This window comes from Xanthomonas nasturtii (assembly GCF_001660815.1).
In the GTDB taxonomy this organism is placed as follows: domain Bacteria; phylum Pseudomonadota; class Gammaproteobacteria; order Xanthomonadales; family Xanthomonadaceae; genus Xanthomonas; species Xanthomonas nasturtii.
The window spans coordinates 1-16,239 of sequence record NZ_LYMI01000040.1 but is presented as its reverse complement, the minus strand read 5'-3'; the positions used below and the strand labels follow the sequence as shown (position 1 = coordinate 16,239).

At 63.0% G+C, this 16,239-nt stretch carries 12 protein-coding genes and 2 pseudogenes; 5 read left to right on the top strand and 9 right to left on the bottom strand.

Annotation, left to right across the window (positions count from 1 at the left end):
• Positions 1 to 95: 95 nt before the first annotated feature.
• On the top strand, positions 96 to 2,951 hold the full coding sequence (locus A7D16_RS14690) for a TonB-dependent receptor domain-containing protein (RefSeq protein ID WP_064633949.1): 2,856 nt from the start codon (positions 96 to 98) through the stop codon (positions 2,949 to 2,951).
• Between the two features lie 126 nt (positions 2,952 to 3,077).
• Here the strand turns inward: A7D16_RS14690 and A7D16_RS14685 are convergent, their stop codons facing one another.
• Positions 3,078 to 3,686, bottom strand: coding sequence for a TetR/AcrR family transcriptional regulator (locus A7D16_RS14685; RefSeq protein ID WP_064633946.1), 609 nt, complete (start codon positions 3,684 to 3,686; stop codon positions 3,078 to 3,080).
• A gap of 136 nt (positions 3,687 to 3,822) precedes the next feature.
• On the opposite strand from A7D16_RS14685, the gene A7D16_RS14680 reads away from it, so the two are divergent.
• Positions 3,823 to 4,746: an alpha/beta fold hydrolase gene (locus A7D16_RS14680; RefSeq protein ID WP_064633944.1), complete on the top strand. Its 924-nt coding sequence runs from the start codon at positions 3,823 to 3,825 to the stop codon at positions 4,744 to 4,746.
• On the top strand, positions 4,743 to 7,217 hold the full coding sequence (locus A7D16_RS14675) for an acyl-CoA dehydrogenase (protein ID WP_064633942.1): 2,475 nt from the start codon (positions 4,743 to 4,745) through the stop codon (positions 7,215 to 7,217). The genes A7D16_RS14680 and A7D16_RS14675 overlap by 4 nt, the downstream gene beginning before the upstream one ends.
• 215 nt (positions 7,218 to 7,432) lie before the next feature.
• Here A7D16_RS14675 and A7D16_RS14670 read toward each other — a convergent pair whose 3' ends face one another.
• On the bottom strand, positions 7,433 to 7,786 hold the full coding sequence (locus A7D16_RS14670) for a DUF1304 domain-containing protein (RefSeq protein WP_064633939.1): 354 nt from the start codon (positions 7,784 to 7,786) through the stop codon (positions 7,433 to 7,435).
• 294 nt (positions 7,787 to 8,080) lie between these two features.
• A complete protein-coding gene (locus tag A7D16_RS14665; RefSeq protein WP_064633937.1) occupies positions 8,081 to 9,442 on the bottom strand; it encodes an NTP/NDP exchange transporter in 1,362 nt (453 codons plus the stop codon).
• Positions 9,443 to 9,810: 368 nt separating this feature from the next.
• Here A7D16_RS14665 and A7D16_RS14660 point away from each other — a divergent pair, with 368 nt between their 5' ends.
• On the top strand, positions 9,811 to 11,154 hold the full coding sequence (locus A7D16_RS14660; RefSeq protein ID WP_193395470.1) for a serine hydrolase domain-containing protein: 1,344 nt from the start codon (positions 9,811 to 9,813) through the stop codon (positions 11,152 to 11,154).
• A gap of 746 nt (positions 11,155 to 11,900) precedes the next feature.
• Here the strand turns inward: A7D16_RS14660 and A7D16_RS21735 are convergent.
• Positions 11,901 to 12,404 carry a histidine biosynthesis protein HisIE gene (locus A7D16_RS21735; protein WP_082925818.1) on the bottom strand — a complete coding sequence of 168 codons (504 nt, stop codon included), beginning with the start codon at positions 12,402 to 12,404 and terminating at the stop codon, positions 11,901 to 11,903.
• A 384-nt stretch (positions 12,405 to 12,788) separates the two neighbouring features.
• Here A7D16_RS21735 and A7D16_RS23635 point away from each other — a divergent pair, with 384 nt between their 5' ends.
• Positions 12,789 to 13,334 carry a hypothetical protein gene (locus tag A7D16_RS23635; RefSeq protein WP_082925817.1) on the top strand — a complete coding sequence of 182 codons (546 nt, stop codon included), beginning with the start codon at positions 12,789 to 12,791 and terminating at the stop codon, positions 13,332 to 13,334.
• An 81-nt stretch (positions 13,335 to 13,415) separates the two neighbouring features.
• Here A7D16_RS23635 and gcvH read toward each other — a convergent pair whose 3' ends face one another.
• The 5 genes and pseudogenes from gcvH to A7D16_RS14630 all read right to left on the bottom strand — a co-directional run bounded on the left by gcvH (position 13,416) and on the right by A7D16_RS14630 (position 16,016).
• Complete coding sequence (gene gcvH, locus A7D16_RS14645; protein WP_064633931.1) at positions 13,416 to 13,811, bottom strand: glycine cleavage system protein GcvH; 396 nt, start codon at positions 13,809 to 13,811, stop codon at positions 13,416 to 13,418.
• A gap of 160 nt (positions 13,812 to 13,971) precedes the next feature.
• Positions 13,972 to 15,081, bottom strand: coding sequence for a glycine cleavage system aminomethyltransferase GcvT (gcvT, locus tag A7D16_RS14640; RefSeq protein WP_064633929.1), 1,110 nt, complete (start codon positions 15,079 to 15,081; stop codon positions 13,972 to 13,974).
• A gap of 180 nt (positions 15,082 to 15,261) precedes the next feature.
• Positions 15,262 to 15,378, bottom strand: a pseudogene (locus A7D16_RS24495) (NfeD family protein); the annotation flags it as partial.
• A pseudogene (locus tag A7D16_RS24125) lies at positions 15,379 to 15,678 on the bottom strand (SPFH domain-containing protein); the annotation flags it as partial.
• A 2-nt stretch (positions 15,679 to 15,680) separates the two neighbouring features.
• Complete coding sequence (locus A7D16_RS14630) at positions 15,681 to 16,016, bottom strand: YnfA family protein (protein WP_064633926.1); 336 nt, start codon at positions 16,014 to 16,016, stop codon at positions 15,681 to 15,683.
• Positions 16,017 to 16,239 lie beyond the last annotated feature (223 nt).

The window sequence follows — 16,239 nt, the reverse complement described above, 5'->3', positions numbered from 1 at the left end:
CATCGGTTCACCTTGTCGATTTGGATCCGCTTCTTCGGCCCCCCGGCAGGCAAACAACCCTTGGCAGTACCCAAGATCACTTGGAGAGAGAGCTAATGAATTGCAAGTCCAACAAACTGCGCGATGCAGTTGTCCTCGCGCTTGTCGTGAGTGTGGCCGGTACCGGTACCGCCATCGCTCAGGAAGCCGGCGGCGCCACCAACCTCGACAAGATCGAAGTGACCGGTTCGCGCATCAAGCGCGCTGACGTCGAAACATCGCAGCCGGTCTTCAGCATGAGCCGTCAGCAGATCGAATCGCAGGGTCTGACCTCCATCGGGGACGTGATCCAGAACATCAGCTCGGGCGGTTCGGCGCTCAACAGCAACGTCAACAATGGTGGCAACGGCGAAACGCGCGTCAACCTCCGTAACCTCGGTTCCAACCGCACCCTGGTGCTGGTCAATGGTCGTCGTTGGGTCGGCGGCACAGGCCTGGGCGGCGCAGTCGACCTCAACACGATTCCGACTGCTGCCGTCGAGCGCATCGAAGTCCTGAAGGACGGCGCCTCCACGATTTACGGCTCCGACGCCATCTCCGGCGTGGTCAACATCATCCTGCGCCAGAACTTCGATGGCGCCGAAGCGAATGCTTACTTCGGCCAGTACGACAAGGGCGACGGCAGCCGCGAGTCCTACGACTTCACCATCGGCTCGACGGGCGATCGTTGGCACGCCACCCTGGGTGTTGGCTACGTCAAAGAAGAGCCGGTATGGGCGGGCGATCGAGAGATTTCCGCAGTGGCGGTCTCCGGCGCCGTTCCCGGCACCGGCAACAGCACCACGATTCCAGGTGGGCGTTTCGGCATTTTTGGACCGACTGGCCCCGACCCCACTACCGGCGCGCCGACATTCGGCGCAACTCGTTTCAATGGAACGCCTGGGTTCTCTATCACCAACAACGGTGGTACGACCTCGCGCAATTACACGGCTGCCGATAGCTACAACTTTGCGCCGGCCAACTATTTAGTGACCCCGCAGGAGCGTAAGTCGGTGTTCGCCGACGCCGGCCTGTCGATCACCGACAACGTGCGCTTCAAGACCACGGTGACCTACAACGAGCGTGAGTCGAGCCAGGTCCTCGCGCCGATGCCGATCGTACTGGGCCGCTCCGCACCTGGCACCAATGGTGCAGACATCGTCATCTCTGCCAACAACATCTATAACAACACTGGCAGCGATATTGATTACATCCAGTATCGTGCTGAAGAGACCGGCGGCCGCATTTTCACCCAGAACGTCAAGACGTTCGGTTTCAGCGGCGCATTCGAAGGTGACTTCGAAATTGGCCAGCGCTTCTTCAGCTGGGAAGCCGGTATGTTCTACGGCAAGAACGACCAGACCGACCGCACCACCGGCCTGTTCAACATCTCCGCGCTGCGTAATGCGCTTGGCCCGTCGTTTGTTGACGCAGGCGGCGTCGCACGTTGCGGCACTGCTGCCAGCACCATCGACGGCTGCGTCCCGATGGACATGCTGAGCGGACCGGGTTCGTTGACCCCGGAAATGCTGAGCTATGCCGGCTTCAATGCACATGACCTCTACGGATATGAGCAGAAGACTTACTTCGGCAACATCGGTGGCGAACTGTTCGATCTGCAGGGAGGCGCGTTTGCATTCTCCTTGGGCGCTGAACACCGCGAAGAATCGGGCTTCGATGATCCGGACGCGCTGATCAACTCTGGCGACACCACCGGCAATGCGCGTACCGCCACCAACGGCGGCTACAAGCTGGACGAAGCCTACCTCGAACTCGCCGTGCCGCTGCTGGCCGATCTGCCGGGCGCACAGCTGCTCGATTTCAGCCTGGCAACGCGCTATTCGGATTACAGCAACTTCGGTGATACCACCAACAGCAAGTTCGGTTTCCGCTGGAAGCCGATCACCGACTTGATGATCCGTGGTAACTGGTCGCAGGGCTTCCGCGCCCCGTCGATCAACGAGCTGTTCCAGGGTGTGAGCGATACCTTCGAAGATGTGCGCGATCCTTGCGCAGGTTCTTTCAGCGACGGTTCCGTCAATGGAACGCGTCCGGGTTCGTGTGGCGCCGTGCCGGCTTACGCGCAGGCCAACCCGCAGGTGCGTACCGCTACCGGCGGCAATCCGAATCTGCAGCCGGAAACCTCGACGTCCAAGACGTTGGGCTTCGTCTACAGCCCGGGTTGGGTGACCGGCCTGGATGTCTCGCTCGACTGGTGGAACATCGAGATCGAAGACGCGATCGATTTGCAGACCGTGCAAGAAACCCTGGACAGCTGCTACGTGGGCGGGATCGCCAATGCCTGCTCGCTGATTCAGCGTGAGGCGACCGGCGAAGTCTCCAACCTGCTGGCAGTGCCCAACAACATCGCCAAGATCGAAGCCGAAGGCTACGACCTGACCGTGGGCTATCGCTTGCCGGACACCGCTTGGGGTAGCTTCAATGTGGTGTGGGATTCGACCTACATGAGCAAGTTCGTGGTCGAGAAGCCGCTGCAGGATCCGGAAACCCGCGTTGGCCTGTACCGTGGCGGTTCGGCACGTGACAACAACTGGCGTATCCGCTCCAACCTGATGCTCAACTGGGAATTGGGCGATGTCGGCGGCTCGGCCTCTATGCGCTACTACAGCTCGCAGGTTGAAAACTGCACAGGCGCCAACGTCGCTACCCCGGCCAACGTGGCACTGCTGTGCTCGGATCCAAATCGTAGAACCGATGCTGGCGCCGCTCCGCGTAACCATGTGCCGAGCGTGACCTATACTGATCTGGCCGCTTATTGGAAGGCTCCGTGGAATGCACGCGTGACCGTCGGCGTGAACAACGCTTTCGACCGCGATCCGCCGCAGGCTGCAACCGCGTTTGCCAATAGTTTTGACTCGCAGTACGAAATTCCGGGTCGTTTCTATTACATGCGCTACACCCAGAGGTTCTGATAGGCAGTTTGGTTAAAACGTAAACCGCAAACAAAAAGCCGCTATTCGAAGGAATAGCGGCTTTTTTATTGGTTTTTGCTTGCTTGGCTATTGCTTTGACACGTCAAGCGATAGCTCGAGACGAGCTCACCCAGGAATCAACGTCTGAATCACATGCTCGACATAGGATTCAAATTCTTCGCGGGCCTGCTTGGGTTGCTGCAGCTGCAGCGATAGCTGCAGGAAGCCGACGTAGGCGGCGTAGGCCAAACGGGCGCGGTGCTGGGCGTCGGTGCGTGACAGGCCGGCCTGGCGGAACGAGGCGATCAGGTAATCGAGGCGGCGTTGCGAGACGCGGTCGATGACCGGGCGCACGGCCGGATGATCGAGTGCCTTGAGCAACTCGCTGTAGATCACGTGCGGCGTGACTTCGTGTGCAACCAGTTGGAACAGCGCGCGCAGGCGGGCACTGGGGTCGGGCACGTCTTCCAGACTGCCAAACACTTCCTTTTGCTCGAAGATTTCCCAGCGCTCCAGGGCGGCCTGCAATAGTGCGTCGCGCGAGGGGAAATGCCAGTAGAAGCTGCCCTTGGTGACACCGAGGCGGCGCGCCAGTGGCTCGACGGCGACCGCTCCCACGCCCTGTTCGGCAATCAGGTCGAGCGCGGCCTGTGCCCAATCGTCCGCGCTGAGGCGGTTGCCGCGACCGGAGCTGGCGCGGGGCGTGGTAACGCTGGAGTCGGTGATGTCGTTCATGACGCGATTTAACCATACGCTTGAGTCAGTTGCAGTATGCATCACGTGATTGACTGGCCACAGCCACGAGTCAATGGCTTAACCATCCATACCATTGAGTATTGACAGCACGCGGCCCGTATCCATACCATTAGGTATGGTCACCTCATCTTCTACCCTTGCCTTCAGTGCGTCCGTGTCTAGTGTCAACACTGGCGACGCCGTGCTTGCGGTATCGGTACGGGGCGTCGAATCCGCGCAGGCCGTGCTGCTGGCGCACGGGTTGGGGCAGACGCGGCACGCCTGGGAGAGCACTGCAGCGACGCTGGCCGAAGCGGGCTACCGTTCGGTGTCGTACGACGCACGCGGGCATGGCGATTCAAGCGTCAATGCGGCCGAGCTGCCCTATTCGGCAACGCAGTTCACGAACGACCTGATCGTGTTGGCAGGCGAGCAGACCGAACCGCCCGTGCTGGTTGCCGCATCGATGGGTGGCCTGTTCGGGCTGCTTGCAGAGGCGCGCTGGCCGGGACTCTTCCGTGCCATCGTGCTGGTCGACATCACGCCGCGGTGGGACACCACGGGCGTTGAGCGCATTCTGCGCTTCATGACCGCGCATCCCGATGGATTCACATCGCTGGATGCGGCGGCCGATGCGATCGCCGCGTATTTGCCGCATCGCCCACGCAAGACGACTGAACAATTGCAGGCCTTGTTGCGGCAGCGCGACGATGGCCGCTGGCATTGGCATTGGGACCCGCGTCTGGTCGACGAGCTGGCCGGTCAGGATGCGCAGCTGCAGCAGCACGCCTTGGTGGAAGCTGCAGCGCAGGTACGCTGCCCGATGCTGCTGATCAGCGGCGGGCGCAGCGATCTGGTCACCCCGGCCAACATCGCCGAATTCCTGTCCATCGCCCCGCACGCGCAGCACGTGCATCTGCCCGAGGCCACGCACATGCTGGCCGGCGACGACAACACCACCTTTACCGCCACCGTGTTGCATTATCTGGACGCACTGCCCTCGGTTGGCACCATCGCAGCGTCCAACATTACCGAGCATGTCACTGGAGCAAGACCATGAGCATCGTTGCACCGTTCCTCCTCGTCATCCTGGCGGCGGGCATCGCTGCCTACCACCGCATGCGGCTTGCCACCTGGGTTGCAATCAGCGCCTGCGTGCTGGTGGCATGCTGGCTGTTGGGTGCCAACCTCACCGCGACCATCGCCGCCGCCGTGCTGGTGGTGCTGATTTCCGCGCCGGTGCTGTTGCCGTTCCTGCGCAAGCCGCTGCTCACCACACCGTTGATGGGCTTCTTCCGCAAGGTGCTGCCGCCGCTGTCGCAGACAGAGCGCATCGCGCTGGAAACCGGTTCGGTCGGTTTCGAAGGTGAGCTGTTCACCGGCGACCCGGATTGGCAGAAGCTGCTCAATTATCCCAAGCCGCAGTTGAGTGCCGAAGAGCAGGCATTCCTGGATGGCCCGGTGGAAGAGTTGTGCAAGATGGTCAACGACTGGGAGATCACCCACGTCCATGCCGATCTGCCGCCGGAATTGTGGGACTACATCAAGAAGAACAAGTTCTTCGGCATGATCATTCCCAAGCAGTATGGCGGCCTGGGCTTCAGTGCGCTGGCGCACCACAAGGTGATCCAGAAGCTGTCCTCGATCTCCAGCGTGGTCAGCTCCACGGTCGGCGTGCCGAACTCGCTTGGACCGGGCGAGCTGCTGCTGCATTACGGCACGCCGGAACAGAAGGACTACTACCTGCCGCGCCTTGCGGTCGGTGCGGAAGTGCCGTGCTTCGGTCTGACCGGCCCGTTCGCCGGTTCGGATGCGACCTCGATCCCGGACTACGGCATCGTCTGCAAGGGCGAGTGGAACGGCGCCAACGTGCTCGGCGTCAAGCTCACCTTCGACAAGCGCTACATCACCCTGGCGCCGGTGGCCTCGCTGATCGGCCTGGCGTTCCGCGCCTACGACCCGGAAGGCCTGATCGGCGACAAGAAGGACATCGGCATCACCTTGGCGCTGCTGCCGCGCGAAACACCCGGCGTGGAAATCGGCCGTCGCCACTTCCCTTTGAACTCGCCGTTCCAGAACGGACCGATCCACGGCGAAGAAGTCTTCATCCCGCTGAGCCAGTTGATCGGCGGCGTGGAGATGGTAGGCAAGGGCTGGAACATGCTCAACGAGTGTCTGGCGGTCGGGCGTTCGATCACCCTGCCCTCCACCGCCAGTGGCGGCGGTAAATACGCGGCGGTGGTGACCGGTGCATATGCGCGCATCCGCAAGCAGTTCGGTCTGTCGGTGGGTCGCTTCGAAGGCGTGGAAGAGGCGCTGGCACGCATCGGCGGCAAGGCCTATGCAATCAGTGCGTTGGCGCAGGCCACGGCCGCTGCGGTGGATCGTGGCGACGTGCCATCGGTGCCGTCGGCAATCGCCAAGTACCACTGCACCACCATGGGCCGCGAAGTGGTCAGCGACATGATGGATGTGATCGGCGGCAAGGGCATTATCTTGGGCCCGCGCAACTTTGCCGGCCGCGCCTGGCAGGCCGCACCGATCGGCGTGACCGTGGAAGGCGCCAACATCATGACCCGCAGCTTGCTGATCTTCGGCCAGGGCGCGATCCTGTGCCATCCGTGGGTGATGAAGGAAATGAAGGCCGCGCAGGACCCGGATACGCGTCGTGGCCTGGAAGAGTTCGACCAGAGCCTGTTCGGGCATATCCGCTTCGGTATTTCCAACGCCGTGCGTTCGTTCTGGTTCGGCCTGACCGGTGCGCGCATCGGCGCAGCGCCAGGCGATGCATACACGCGTCGCTTCTTCCGCAAGCTGGATCGCTATTCGGCCAACCTGGCATTGATGGCGGACGTGTCGATGCTGATGCTGGGCGGCAAGTTGAAGTTCAAGGAGTCGTTGTCCGGTCGCCTGGGCGATGTGCTGAGCCATATCTACATGACCAGTGCGATGCTCAAGCGCTACCACGACGAGGGCGCACCGGCGACCGATCAGCCGCTGCTGGCATGGGCCTTCCACGATAGCGTGCACAAGATCGAAACTGCGCTGTCTGCAGCGCTGCGCAATTTCCCGATCCGCCCGGTGGGTTGGTTGATGTGGGTGCTGATCTTCCCGCTGGGCCGTCGTGCCGAAGCACCGGGCGACCGCCTGGGCCATCGCGTGGCATCGATCCTGATGGCGCCAAACGAAGCGCGCGACCGGCTGGCACAGGGCGTGTTCCTGACGCCGTGCGCCAACAACCCGGGTGGCCGTATTGCCAGCTACCTGACCAAGGCCGTGATGGCCGAGCCGGTGGAGCGCAAGTTCCTGAAGGCACTCAAGACCAAGGGCATCGAAGCGCTGGACTTCCCCGCGCAGCTGGACGAAGCCGTGGCCGAAGGCGTGCTCAGCCTGGAAGAGCGCAAGCTGCTGGAAGAGCTGCGCGAGATCATGATGGACACCATCACCGTGGACGACTTCGATCCGCACGAGCTGCGTGCAGCCAGCTACTACGACAAGCCGCAGGCGCAGCAACCGCGCGAAGCGGCGTAAAGCGCAAGCCAAGGTGACAATAAAGACGGCGGGCTTCGGCCCGCCGTTGTTGTTTGTGGAGACTTGCTGCTACGTGGCTGCGCTGCGGGCAACCTTGGGTTGCCGGCCGGTTTCCAGCGAGCCGCGCCTTGTTGAAGCGGGCCTGCTCGCGATGCGGTCTTGTCGGTAACGCTTCATCGCGGGCATGCCCGCTCCTACGAAGCGAACAACCCGCCTCAGCGGGGCAACCACACCAGCGCCAACGCGATCAATGCGGGCAACGCCTGCACGAAGAAGATGCGACGGTTGACGCTGTAGGCGCCATAGCAACCTGCCACCACCACACAGCCCAGGAAGAAGCTCAGCACGTCGGCGCGTGCAGCCAGTGCGCCCCAGAACAGGCCCGCAGCCAGGAAGCCGTTGTAAAGGCCCTGGTTGGCTGCAAGCACGCGGGTGGCCTGCGCCCTCTGTGGGCTATTGCGGAAGGTCTTCAAGCCCAGCGGGTGCGTCCACAGCAGCATTTCCAGCACCAGGATATAGACGTGCAGCAGCGCGACGCACAGGCCGGCGACGATGGCGAACAGGGACATGGCGGATAGGTGTGATGGAATGGCGGCCAGCATAGTCGCGATCGTGGTCGTCCTGTCAGGCGCCGTGAGGCGCCCTGGCGCTGACGCAAGCGTGGCTGAAGAGATGCAAGGGCTGCTGCGTATGCGCTTAGAGCACCGCGATGACGCGCGCCGGCTGCCCTCGTTCCACGGTTGTGCAACGGCCGCAAACGGCCTGCTTTCTGCTCCGACCCGCAAGCCGCGGGAACGCCGCAGCACAGAGTTGCAAGCTGCGTGGTCGAGAAACATGGCTCACGGAAGACCCCGATGCCGCTCTTAGTCGGACGCCTGCCTGGCGGTCTCAGCATCACGCTCGGCAGGCAACTTGCGTGCCTCGCGCAACAGGCCGAACGCACCAACCGTCAGACCGGTCGCCACGAGAAATCCAACGCCGAACACGGCGCTGGAGCCCAACGCAGACACCAGTTTGTGGACCCAGACGAAGGTGAGATCGCCGCCGCGATAGACCACCGTGTCGATCGCCGCGCCAGCCTTGTAGCGCCACTCACGATCTACGCGCGTGTACAGCGTCTCGCGCGCGGGTTTGGCCAATGCGAATTCGCTGGAGCGGGTGATCACCTGCACGATCGCAATCATCATCGGTAACGGCGATGCCGCCAGCACGGCATAGCCGAACATGATCGCCACACCCGGGATCAACAACGCCGGCGCGATGCCGAAACGCGACAACAGCGCGCGTGTCACCAGCAATTGCAGCACCAGCGCCAGCGCGTTGATCGCCAGGTCGATGCTCGAGTAATAAGCGGTGGCCGCCGCTGCGTCTGTGTAAAGCCGCCGCACCAGCGCTGCCTGCTCGTTGTAGAGCAAGGTGCCCACCCCCACGCCGAACAGCACCATGAAGGCCAACCAGCGCAACAGCGGCTCGCGCACGATCAGTTTGAGCCCGCCGAGCACGTCGCCGCCCATCGGCACTTCGCCGGAGCTCAGCTGGCGCTGCTGTTCGCGCGCAACGGCCCACAGCCGCAGGCGCAACACGCAGACCACGCACACGGTCAAAAACCCGGCCGACACCAGCATCAGATGCGCAATGCCGATGCGCTCGACCAGGGTACGGGTGAGGATCGGCCCGAGAAACGCGCCCAGCGTGCCCGCCGCACCGATGTAACCGTAGTAGCTGCGTGCTTCGGCGTTGCTGAAGACGTCGGCCATGAAACTCCAGAACACGGCCACCGCAAACAGGTTGAAGACGGTCACCCACAAGAAAAACGCCATGCCGCGCCCGGGCACGCCGCTGTCGAACAACACATAGAACAGCAGCAGCGTCGCGATGAAGAAGCCGTACACCAACGGCAGGAACACCCGCCGCGGATAGCGGCTGACCAGCGCGCCGTAGACCGGCTGCAGCAGCAGCATGATCAGGAAGGCGCAGGTAAACAGCACCTGCAGGGTGAAGTCCTTCAGCGGCATGCCGTGTGCGGCGAAGAACGCGATCATGCCGGTCGGGAAAATTGCTTCCACATCGGCTGAGGCGCTCATCGCTTCGCGCACCGGGCGCAACACGTAGTAACCGCTGAGCAGGCAAAAGAAGTAAAGGAACGACCACGCCAGCGGCGGCGAGCTTCGCAGTGCCGCGCTCAGGCGGCCAGCCGCAGATCGCGGCGCAGAAGAGCTAGTCATCCTGTAACGGCTGCCCACGCAAGCGGGCACGACGGCAAGAACATGGCAGCGGCGCACCCGCGAAAGAAGCGCGCAAGTTAGCCGATGCGGCCCGGCACCACCAGCGACCGCCCGCAAGACACTGCAGCCCGGACGCCGCCTGCCCAGGCACGCCGCTTGCAGCTTCCGCGGCATCAGCAGAAAGCGACGACTCGGCCCCACCGGAACGCTCGATTTCTGAATCTGAAATCATCAATAGGATCAATATGATGCCCATTCATCTTCCGGCAGTTTGTGCTATTGCAAAGCGCGGCGCTAGAATCGTCGGAGGCAGTGGAACAGGCGGGACAACCATGACAGAAATGCGCACGCGCCGACGGTTCCGACCGTTGGCCATCGGGCTGCTCGGGGCATTACTGCCTCTGGCCCTCTCTTCCACCGCGCAGACACCCGCGCCCACCGCTACTGCGCTGCAGCCGGCCACGCGTGCGCAGTCGCCCACCGCTCCGCTGCCGTATCGCACCTCGCTGCCGGCCGATCAGGTGTTGGCACCGGCCGCCGGTTTCGATGTGGCGGCCTTCGAGTCGATGGCGGACCAGTTGACCTACGGCAACCGCGTGCCCGGGATGGCGATGGCCATCGTGCAGGGCGGCAAGGTGCTCAGCGCCCGCGGCTACGGCGTCACCGACGTCAATCATCCGCAGCCGGTCGATGGCCACACCGTGTTTCGTCTGGCCTCGCTGTCCAAAGCCTTCGCCGGCACCATGGCCGGCCTGTTGGTCAACGACGGCGTGCTGCGCTGGGACAGCAAGGTGGTCGACTACGTGCCCGGCTTCCAGCTCAGCGATAACGTGGCGACCCGCCAGCTCACCGTTGCCGAAGTGCTCAGCCATCGCGTCGGCCTGACCCGCAATGCCTACGACCGCGATATCGAATCCAATGTCGACTACTACTCGCTCAGCCACAAGCTGGCAACCGCGCCACTGCGCTGCGCACCTGGCGACTGCTACGCGTATCAGAACGTGGCCTTCAGCCTGGTCGGCGATGTGGTGTTTGCCGCATCGGGCAGCTTCTATGAGCAATCGGTGGAACGCCGCATCTTCAAGCCGCTGGGCATGAACGACGCGAGCATGGGGCTAGCAGGCATCCAGGCCAGCCCGCACTGGGCGCGCCCGCACGTGCGCAGCCGCAATGGCTGGGTGTCGCTGACACCCAAGCCGACCTACTACCGCCTGGCGCCCGCTGCGGGCGTCAACGCCAGCGCCAGCGATATGGCGCAGTGGCTGCTTGCACACACCGGCCATCGCACCGACGTGCTGCCTGCGCCGCTGCTGGCGACGCTGCATGCGCCGCTGATCTCCACGCCGGGCGAAATGCGCTCGGGTTGGCGCCACGAGCGGGTAGATGCGGCCAGCTACGCGCTGGGCTGGCGCGTGTTCGATTACGCCGGCCATCAAGTGGTGTTCCATGCCGGTGCGGTGCAGGGCTACCGCGGTCTGGTTGCGCTGCTGCCCGAGCGTGATCTGGGCATTGCGATCATGTGGAACGGCGAAAGCGGCCTGCCCTCGGGCATGCTGCCGACCATCCTGGACCGCGCGCTCGGCCTGCCGGTCAAGCGCTGGCTGGATATCGATGTGGACGGCGACTTCGGTAGCGAGAACATGCTGGCAGAGAAGCCCGACCCGGCTGGCAAGGGCGCGTCTTCCGGCAAGTCGGTGGCGTCGCCGCGCTGAATAGCCTCACTGCACCGACCTGCTGTCGGTGACTGCAGACAAAGGCGGCTTCGGCCGCCTTTGTCGTTTGTGGTGCTTCCGCTCTCGCGTGCGTCGGCCACCCGCAGGCGCGCCGATCGGGTACAGCTGCCTCACATATGCGAGGCCATCCGTGTCAGGCGCAACTTGGTAGTTGCACGCCCGCTGTAGGCACTGGGTGGTGACAACCTGGAAGGTATCGCAGAGAGCGCATGGCAGATGCCGACGGAGCATAGTCGTTGCCACTCAGCAGATCGTTGAAACCCGGCCGGCGCCGCGGATCTCGCACGCGTCTGCCTCTGCGAGCGACACAGGCCAGGATCAACATCGGGCCGTCGGTGCTGCTGGAGAGGTGCTTAGCAGCCGAACGCACGGCCAGGGCCGTATCGATCATCCACCATCGCGGGGCCACGACGCCGGTTGCCAAGCGCGCGATCGACTGCGTTGGCGGATCGGCTGAAGTGAGGCTCAAGGAATCGAGCCATCGCTCGTTCCCTGTCGACGATGGCACCTTCGCACGACCCCAGCGATGCACGTGCGCGTTCTCGACACAAGATAGTGCCCGAAGGACAAGGCACGAAGGGCGCGCGCGATCGCCTTCAGGTCGCCGGCCCGCACTCGGGCACTGACGGCCGTAAATCGCCACACCCCAGGCAATAAAAAAGCTCCCTCCCCGCTGGGCGTCGGGGAGAGAGCTCGATGTTTTACGGCGATCGGGTGTTACAAGATCAGATCAGCGGTGCCGGGGTTGCGGGCAGCGCGACCGGAGCAGCCTTCTTCTTGCGAACGGCCGGCTTCTTCTTGGCGACCTTCTTCACTGCAGACTTCTTGGTAGCAGCCTTCTTGGTGGCGGACTTCTTGGTCGCCTTCTTCGCTACTGCCTTTTTGGCGGTCTTCTTGACGGCTTTTTTAGCGGTCTTCTTCACTGCCTTCTTGGCGGCGGCCTTCTTGGTCGCCTTCTTTGCGGTCTTCTTCACTGCCTTCTTGGCGGTTGCCTTCTTTGCAGTCTTCTTTGCAGTCTTCTTGACCGCCTTCTTGGCAGTCTTCTTCACTGCCTTCTTGGCGGTTGCCTTCTTTGCAGTCTTCTTGACGGCCTTCTTGGCAGCAGTCTTTTTCACTGCCTTCTTGGCGGTTGCCTTTTTGGCGACCTTCTTGACTGCCTTCTTGGCGGCAGTCTTCTTCACTGCCTTTTTGGCAGTGGGTTTCTTTTTCGCAGCTTTTGCAGTGGCCATGTAATTGGCTCCTCGTCAGTGAACTATGGAGGTGAAACGCCCAGTTGAACCAAACCCCGCGACAGCATGCCGTCGTCGGGAACCGTCCGCAGGTGATGCGCGACGGGACGGATACAGAAACACCCGCATCGAACGGCGACACGGGTGCGTAGTCGAAACGACAACTGCTTTCTTGGAGAGAAGCGGACCCGACTCCACCGTGGTTGGCGCTTCGGTGGACATCCGGAACAAGCTTGTCGGCGTGATGTCGATCTTGCTTACTCTCTTCCGCAGCAATGTCTGCTGGGCGAAACCTAATCACGCTTTTTTTTACTGTCAACACTCTTTTGCAATTTTTTTTCAGCCAGGCATCGCGGCATACCGCATCGACGACAGAGAAACAGCATGCCCGCCGGCATGCATGCCTGGCCAATACGCGCGTCACTCCAACAGCGTTTTCAAAAAAGCACTTCTTTTCTGCTGTTTTTTTTCAGCAGTGCACTTGCACACCGGTTCAAGCGCTTCGACGACGCGGCGGAGACATCGACGCGACGGCATTGCTTGCCGCCTGTCCGCCAGCTGAAAATCTTTTATCGACCAGCCGTACTTCCGACGCCGCTTGAGCAGAAATGCGCAAACTTATTGTGTGGTTTGATCGCCATGCATGCGTCCACGCACACCGAACACGGCATGCATCGCACGCGCTGCCGGATGATTGCGACAGGCAACACGGCCGAAAATTTTTCACCGGCTGCACGCCAGATCCTCACGAACGACTCACGTCAGAAATCCGTCGCGCCTGTCGGTGGACGTGCAGTGGCAGCGCGTTCGATCGTTGCTGCCAACACGCCAACCGCAGCCACGCGCCACCAGCGCGATCGTCGACGACCGACCGATGGCGCACCCATCGCAGATGGCACTGACGCTGGCATGGTATCGCTGCACCGCTAATGCGCTTCGCTGGCGACGGCGCGCCCCAAAAAAAATGGCCGCTCTGAGAGCGGCCATCGGTGCCAGCGCGAAGATTGGAGGTCAGTGCTCGTCGTCCTCGAGCAGCTCGGCGTAGTCGTCGGGAGCCAGCAGGTCGTTGAGCTGTTCCTTGTCGTCGATCTCGACGACGAAGATCCAGCCCTCGCCGTAGGCGTCTTCGTTGATGGTTTCCGGCTTGTCGCTCAAGGCGCTGTTGACCTCGACGACGGTGCCGCTGACCGGGCTGTAGACGTCGGAGGCGGCCTTGACCGACTCCACCACCGCAGCGCCGTTGCCGACCTGCACGGTATCGCCGACACCCGGCAGTTCGACGTAGACCAGGTCACCCAGCAAGCCCTGCGCATGGTCGGAAATACCGACGGTCACGCGGCCGTTGCTTTCGACGCGGGCCCACTCGTGGGATTTGAGGAACTTGAGGTCGCCAGGGATCTCGCTCATGGGTGTGCTCCGGGAAAGATGAGGGTTGGGGACAGGTGGCTAGTTTAGACCGCGCGACAAGACAGGTGCACGCGCGTCGGTCTGGTGGTGGATGTTGCAGATGCATGCACGGAGCCGGGCGCGGAGTGCGCGGCCGGCGCCGCACGCTTCAGGGCCGCTCTCAGTCGCCGAGCACGCCGGGCTGTGCCTGGCCGTCGCGCACGAAGGGAAATTTCACCGCGCGCAATGGCACCTGCTTGCCGCGGATGTCCACACGCAGCTGCTCGATGCTGCCGGCCGGCACGCGTGCGAAGGCAATCGCCTTGCCCAGCGTTGGCGAAAATGTGCCGGACAGGATTTCGCCTTCGCCACTGGCAGTGAGCACGGTCTGGCCATGTCGCAGCACGCCCTTCTCGTCCATCACCACACCGATCAGCTGGCGCGGTGCGCCTTGTGCTTTTTGCGACTCCATCACGCTGCGGCCGATGAAGTCGCGGCCTTCGTCCAGGGTGATCGTCCAGGCCAACGCCGCCTCGTAAGGTGTGACCGCATCGTCCATGTCCTGACCGTAAAGATTCATGCCGGCTTCCAGCCGCAAGGTGTCGCGTGCACCCAGGCCGGCCGGCTTGACGCCCTGGGTGAGCAGCGCATTCCAGAACGCGACTGCAGCGTCCTGCGGCAACACGATTTCGAAACCGTCTTCGCCGGTGTAGCCGGTGCGCGCAAGAAACAGTTCGATGCCATCGCGCGAACGCGTCTGCAGTGCGGCGAAACGGCCGAGCTTGCTCGCCGCTGCGGTGTCGGCCGGGTCCAGCAGCTCGATGACCTTGGTGCGCGCGTTGGGGCCTTGCACGGCGATCATCGCAAAGTCGCTGCGCTCTTCCACGCGTACCTCGAAGCGCGCGGCCTGCTCGCCGATCCACTGCAGGTCCTTTTCGCGGGTGGCGGCGTTGACGACCAGGCGGAAGAAGTCTTCGCGCATGTAATAGACGATGAGATCGTCGATCACCCCGCCCTGCGGATTGAGCATGCAGGTGTACAGTGCCTTGCCGGCGACCTTGAGCTTGTCCACCGAGTTGGCGAGCAGGTAGCGCAGGAACTCACGCACGCGCGCGCCGTGCAGGTCGACCACGGTCATGTGGCTGACATCGAACATGCCTGCGTCGCGGCGCACCTGATGGTGCTCGTCCAGTTGCGAGCCGTAGTGGATCGGCATGTCCCAACCGCCGAAGTCGACCATCTTGGCGCCGAGCGCACGATGGGTGTCATTGAGGATGGTCTTCTGGGTCATGAGCGCCGGTCCAAGGAAAAGACGCCCATTATCGCTGCCCTGCCGCGCCTGGGGGAACGGCATGCAGGCAGCCGCGTGCATGCGACGGAAAACCAACCGCGTTGCGCACGCGCGGCACCAGGCTACGCCGCGCTGCAGCAATGCAGGCGTCGGCATGGCAGCGCGCCTCGCCCGCACGGATCAATCGGCGGGTTGCACCAGCAAGGTCATGGCATCGACACCGACGATGCGCACCGGCATGCCGGCCGGCAGCTCCGGACCGCCGACCACCCAGAACGCATCGTCGACCCTGGCGCGGCTCCCTGCGCGCGGCGGTATCGGCGGCACGCGCACGGCGTGCGCGTCGGGCTTGCCAATCGCCTCCTTGGCCAGCTCGGCGATACCGGCGATCGAGCCGAAGATGCCGCTGGATTCCATCGGCATCAGCACGAATTTCTGGTCGGGCGCGGTGGCCAGCGCCTTGAACGCTTCCACATACGTCTGTGCGACGAAATAGTTGAAGGCCTGCACGCTGCCGTTGGCGATCGCGTCGGACACTACCTGGGTGACGCGCGCCTCGGCCAGACGTTCGCGGCGCGCTTCGGTGTCGCGGAACGCTATCAGGCGCTACGCGGCGAGAACATGATGATCGCCATGCCGAGCAGGCAGCAGGCGGCGCCGAGCAGGTCCCAACGCGTCGGCGTCACCCGGTCCACCCACCACAACCACAGCAGCGCACTGGCGATGTAGACGCCACCGTAGGCTGCGTACACCCGGCCGCTGGCCTCCGGATGCAGGCTCAACAGCCACACGAAGATCGCCAGGCTCAACGCGGTGGGCAGCAACAACCACGCGCTGCCGCCCTTGCGCAGCCACAGATACGGAAGGTAGCAACCGACCAATTCGGCGAGCGCGGTTGCCGCGAACAGCAGCAGCGTGATGGGCGCGGTATTCATGCGGGACGTGGTTTGTTGGCACCTGGAGTGTCGAGCGTCGCTGGATGCATGTGCGCGCGCTCGGCAGTTTGCGTGCAAACAGCGGGGTGAACGGTGCTAGTGCACTGAATCCGAGGAATCGGATGTGATGCGTCGAGTTGGATCAGCGAAGGTCCATTTCAGCGGTTTTGGGTTTTTGTTGTACTGGCGGATGTAGCGCATGAGCTTCTTATCGAGGTCTTTG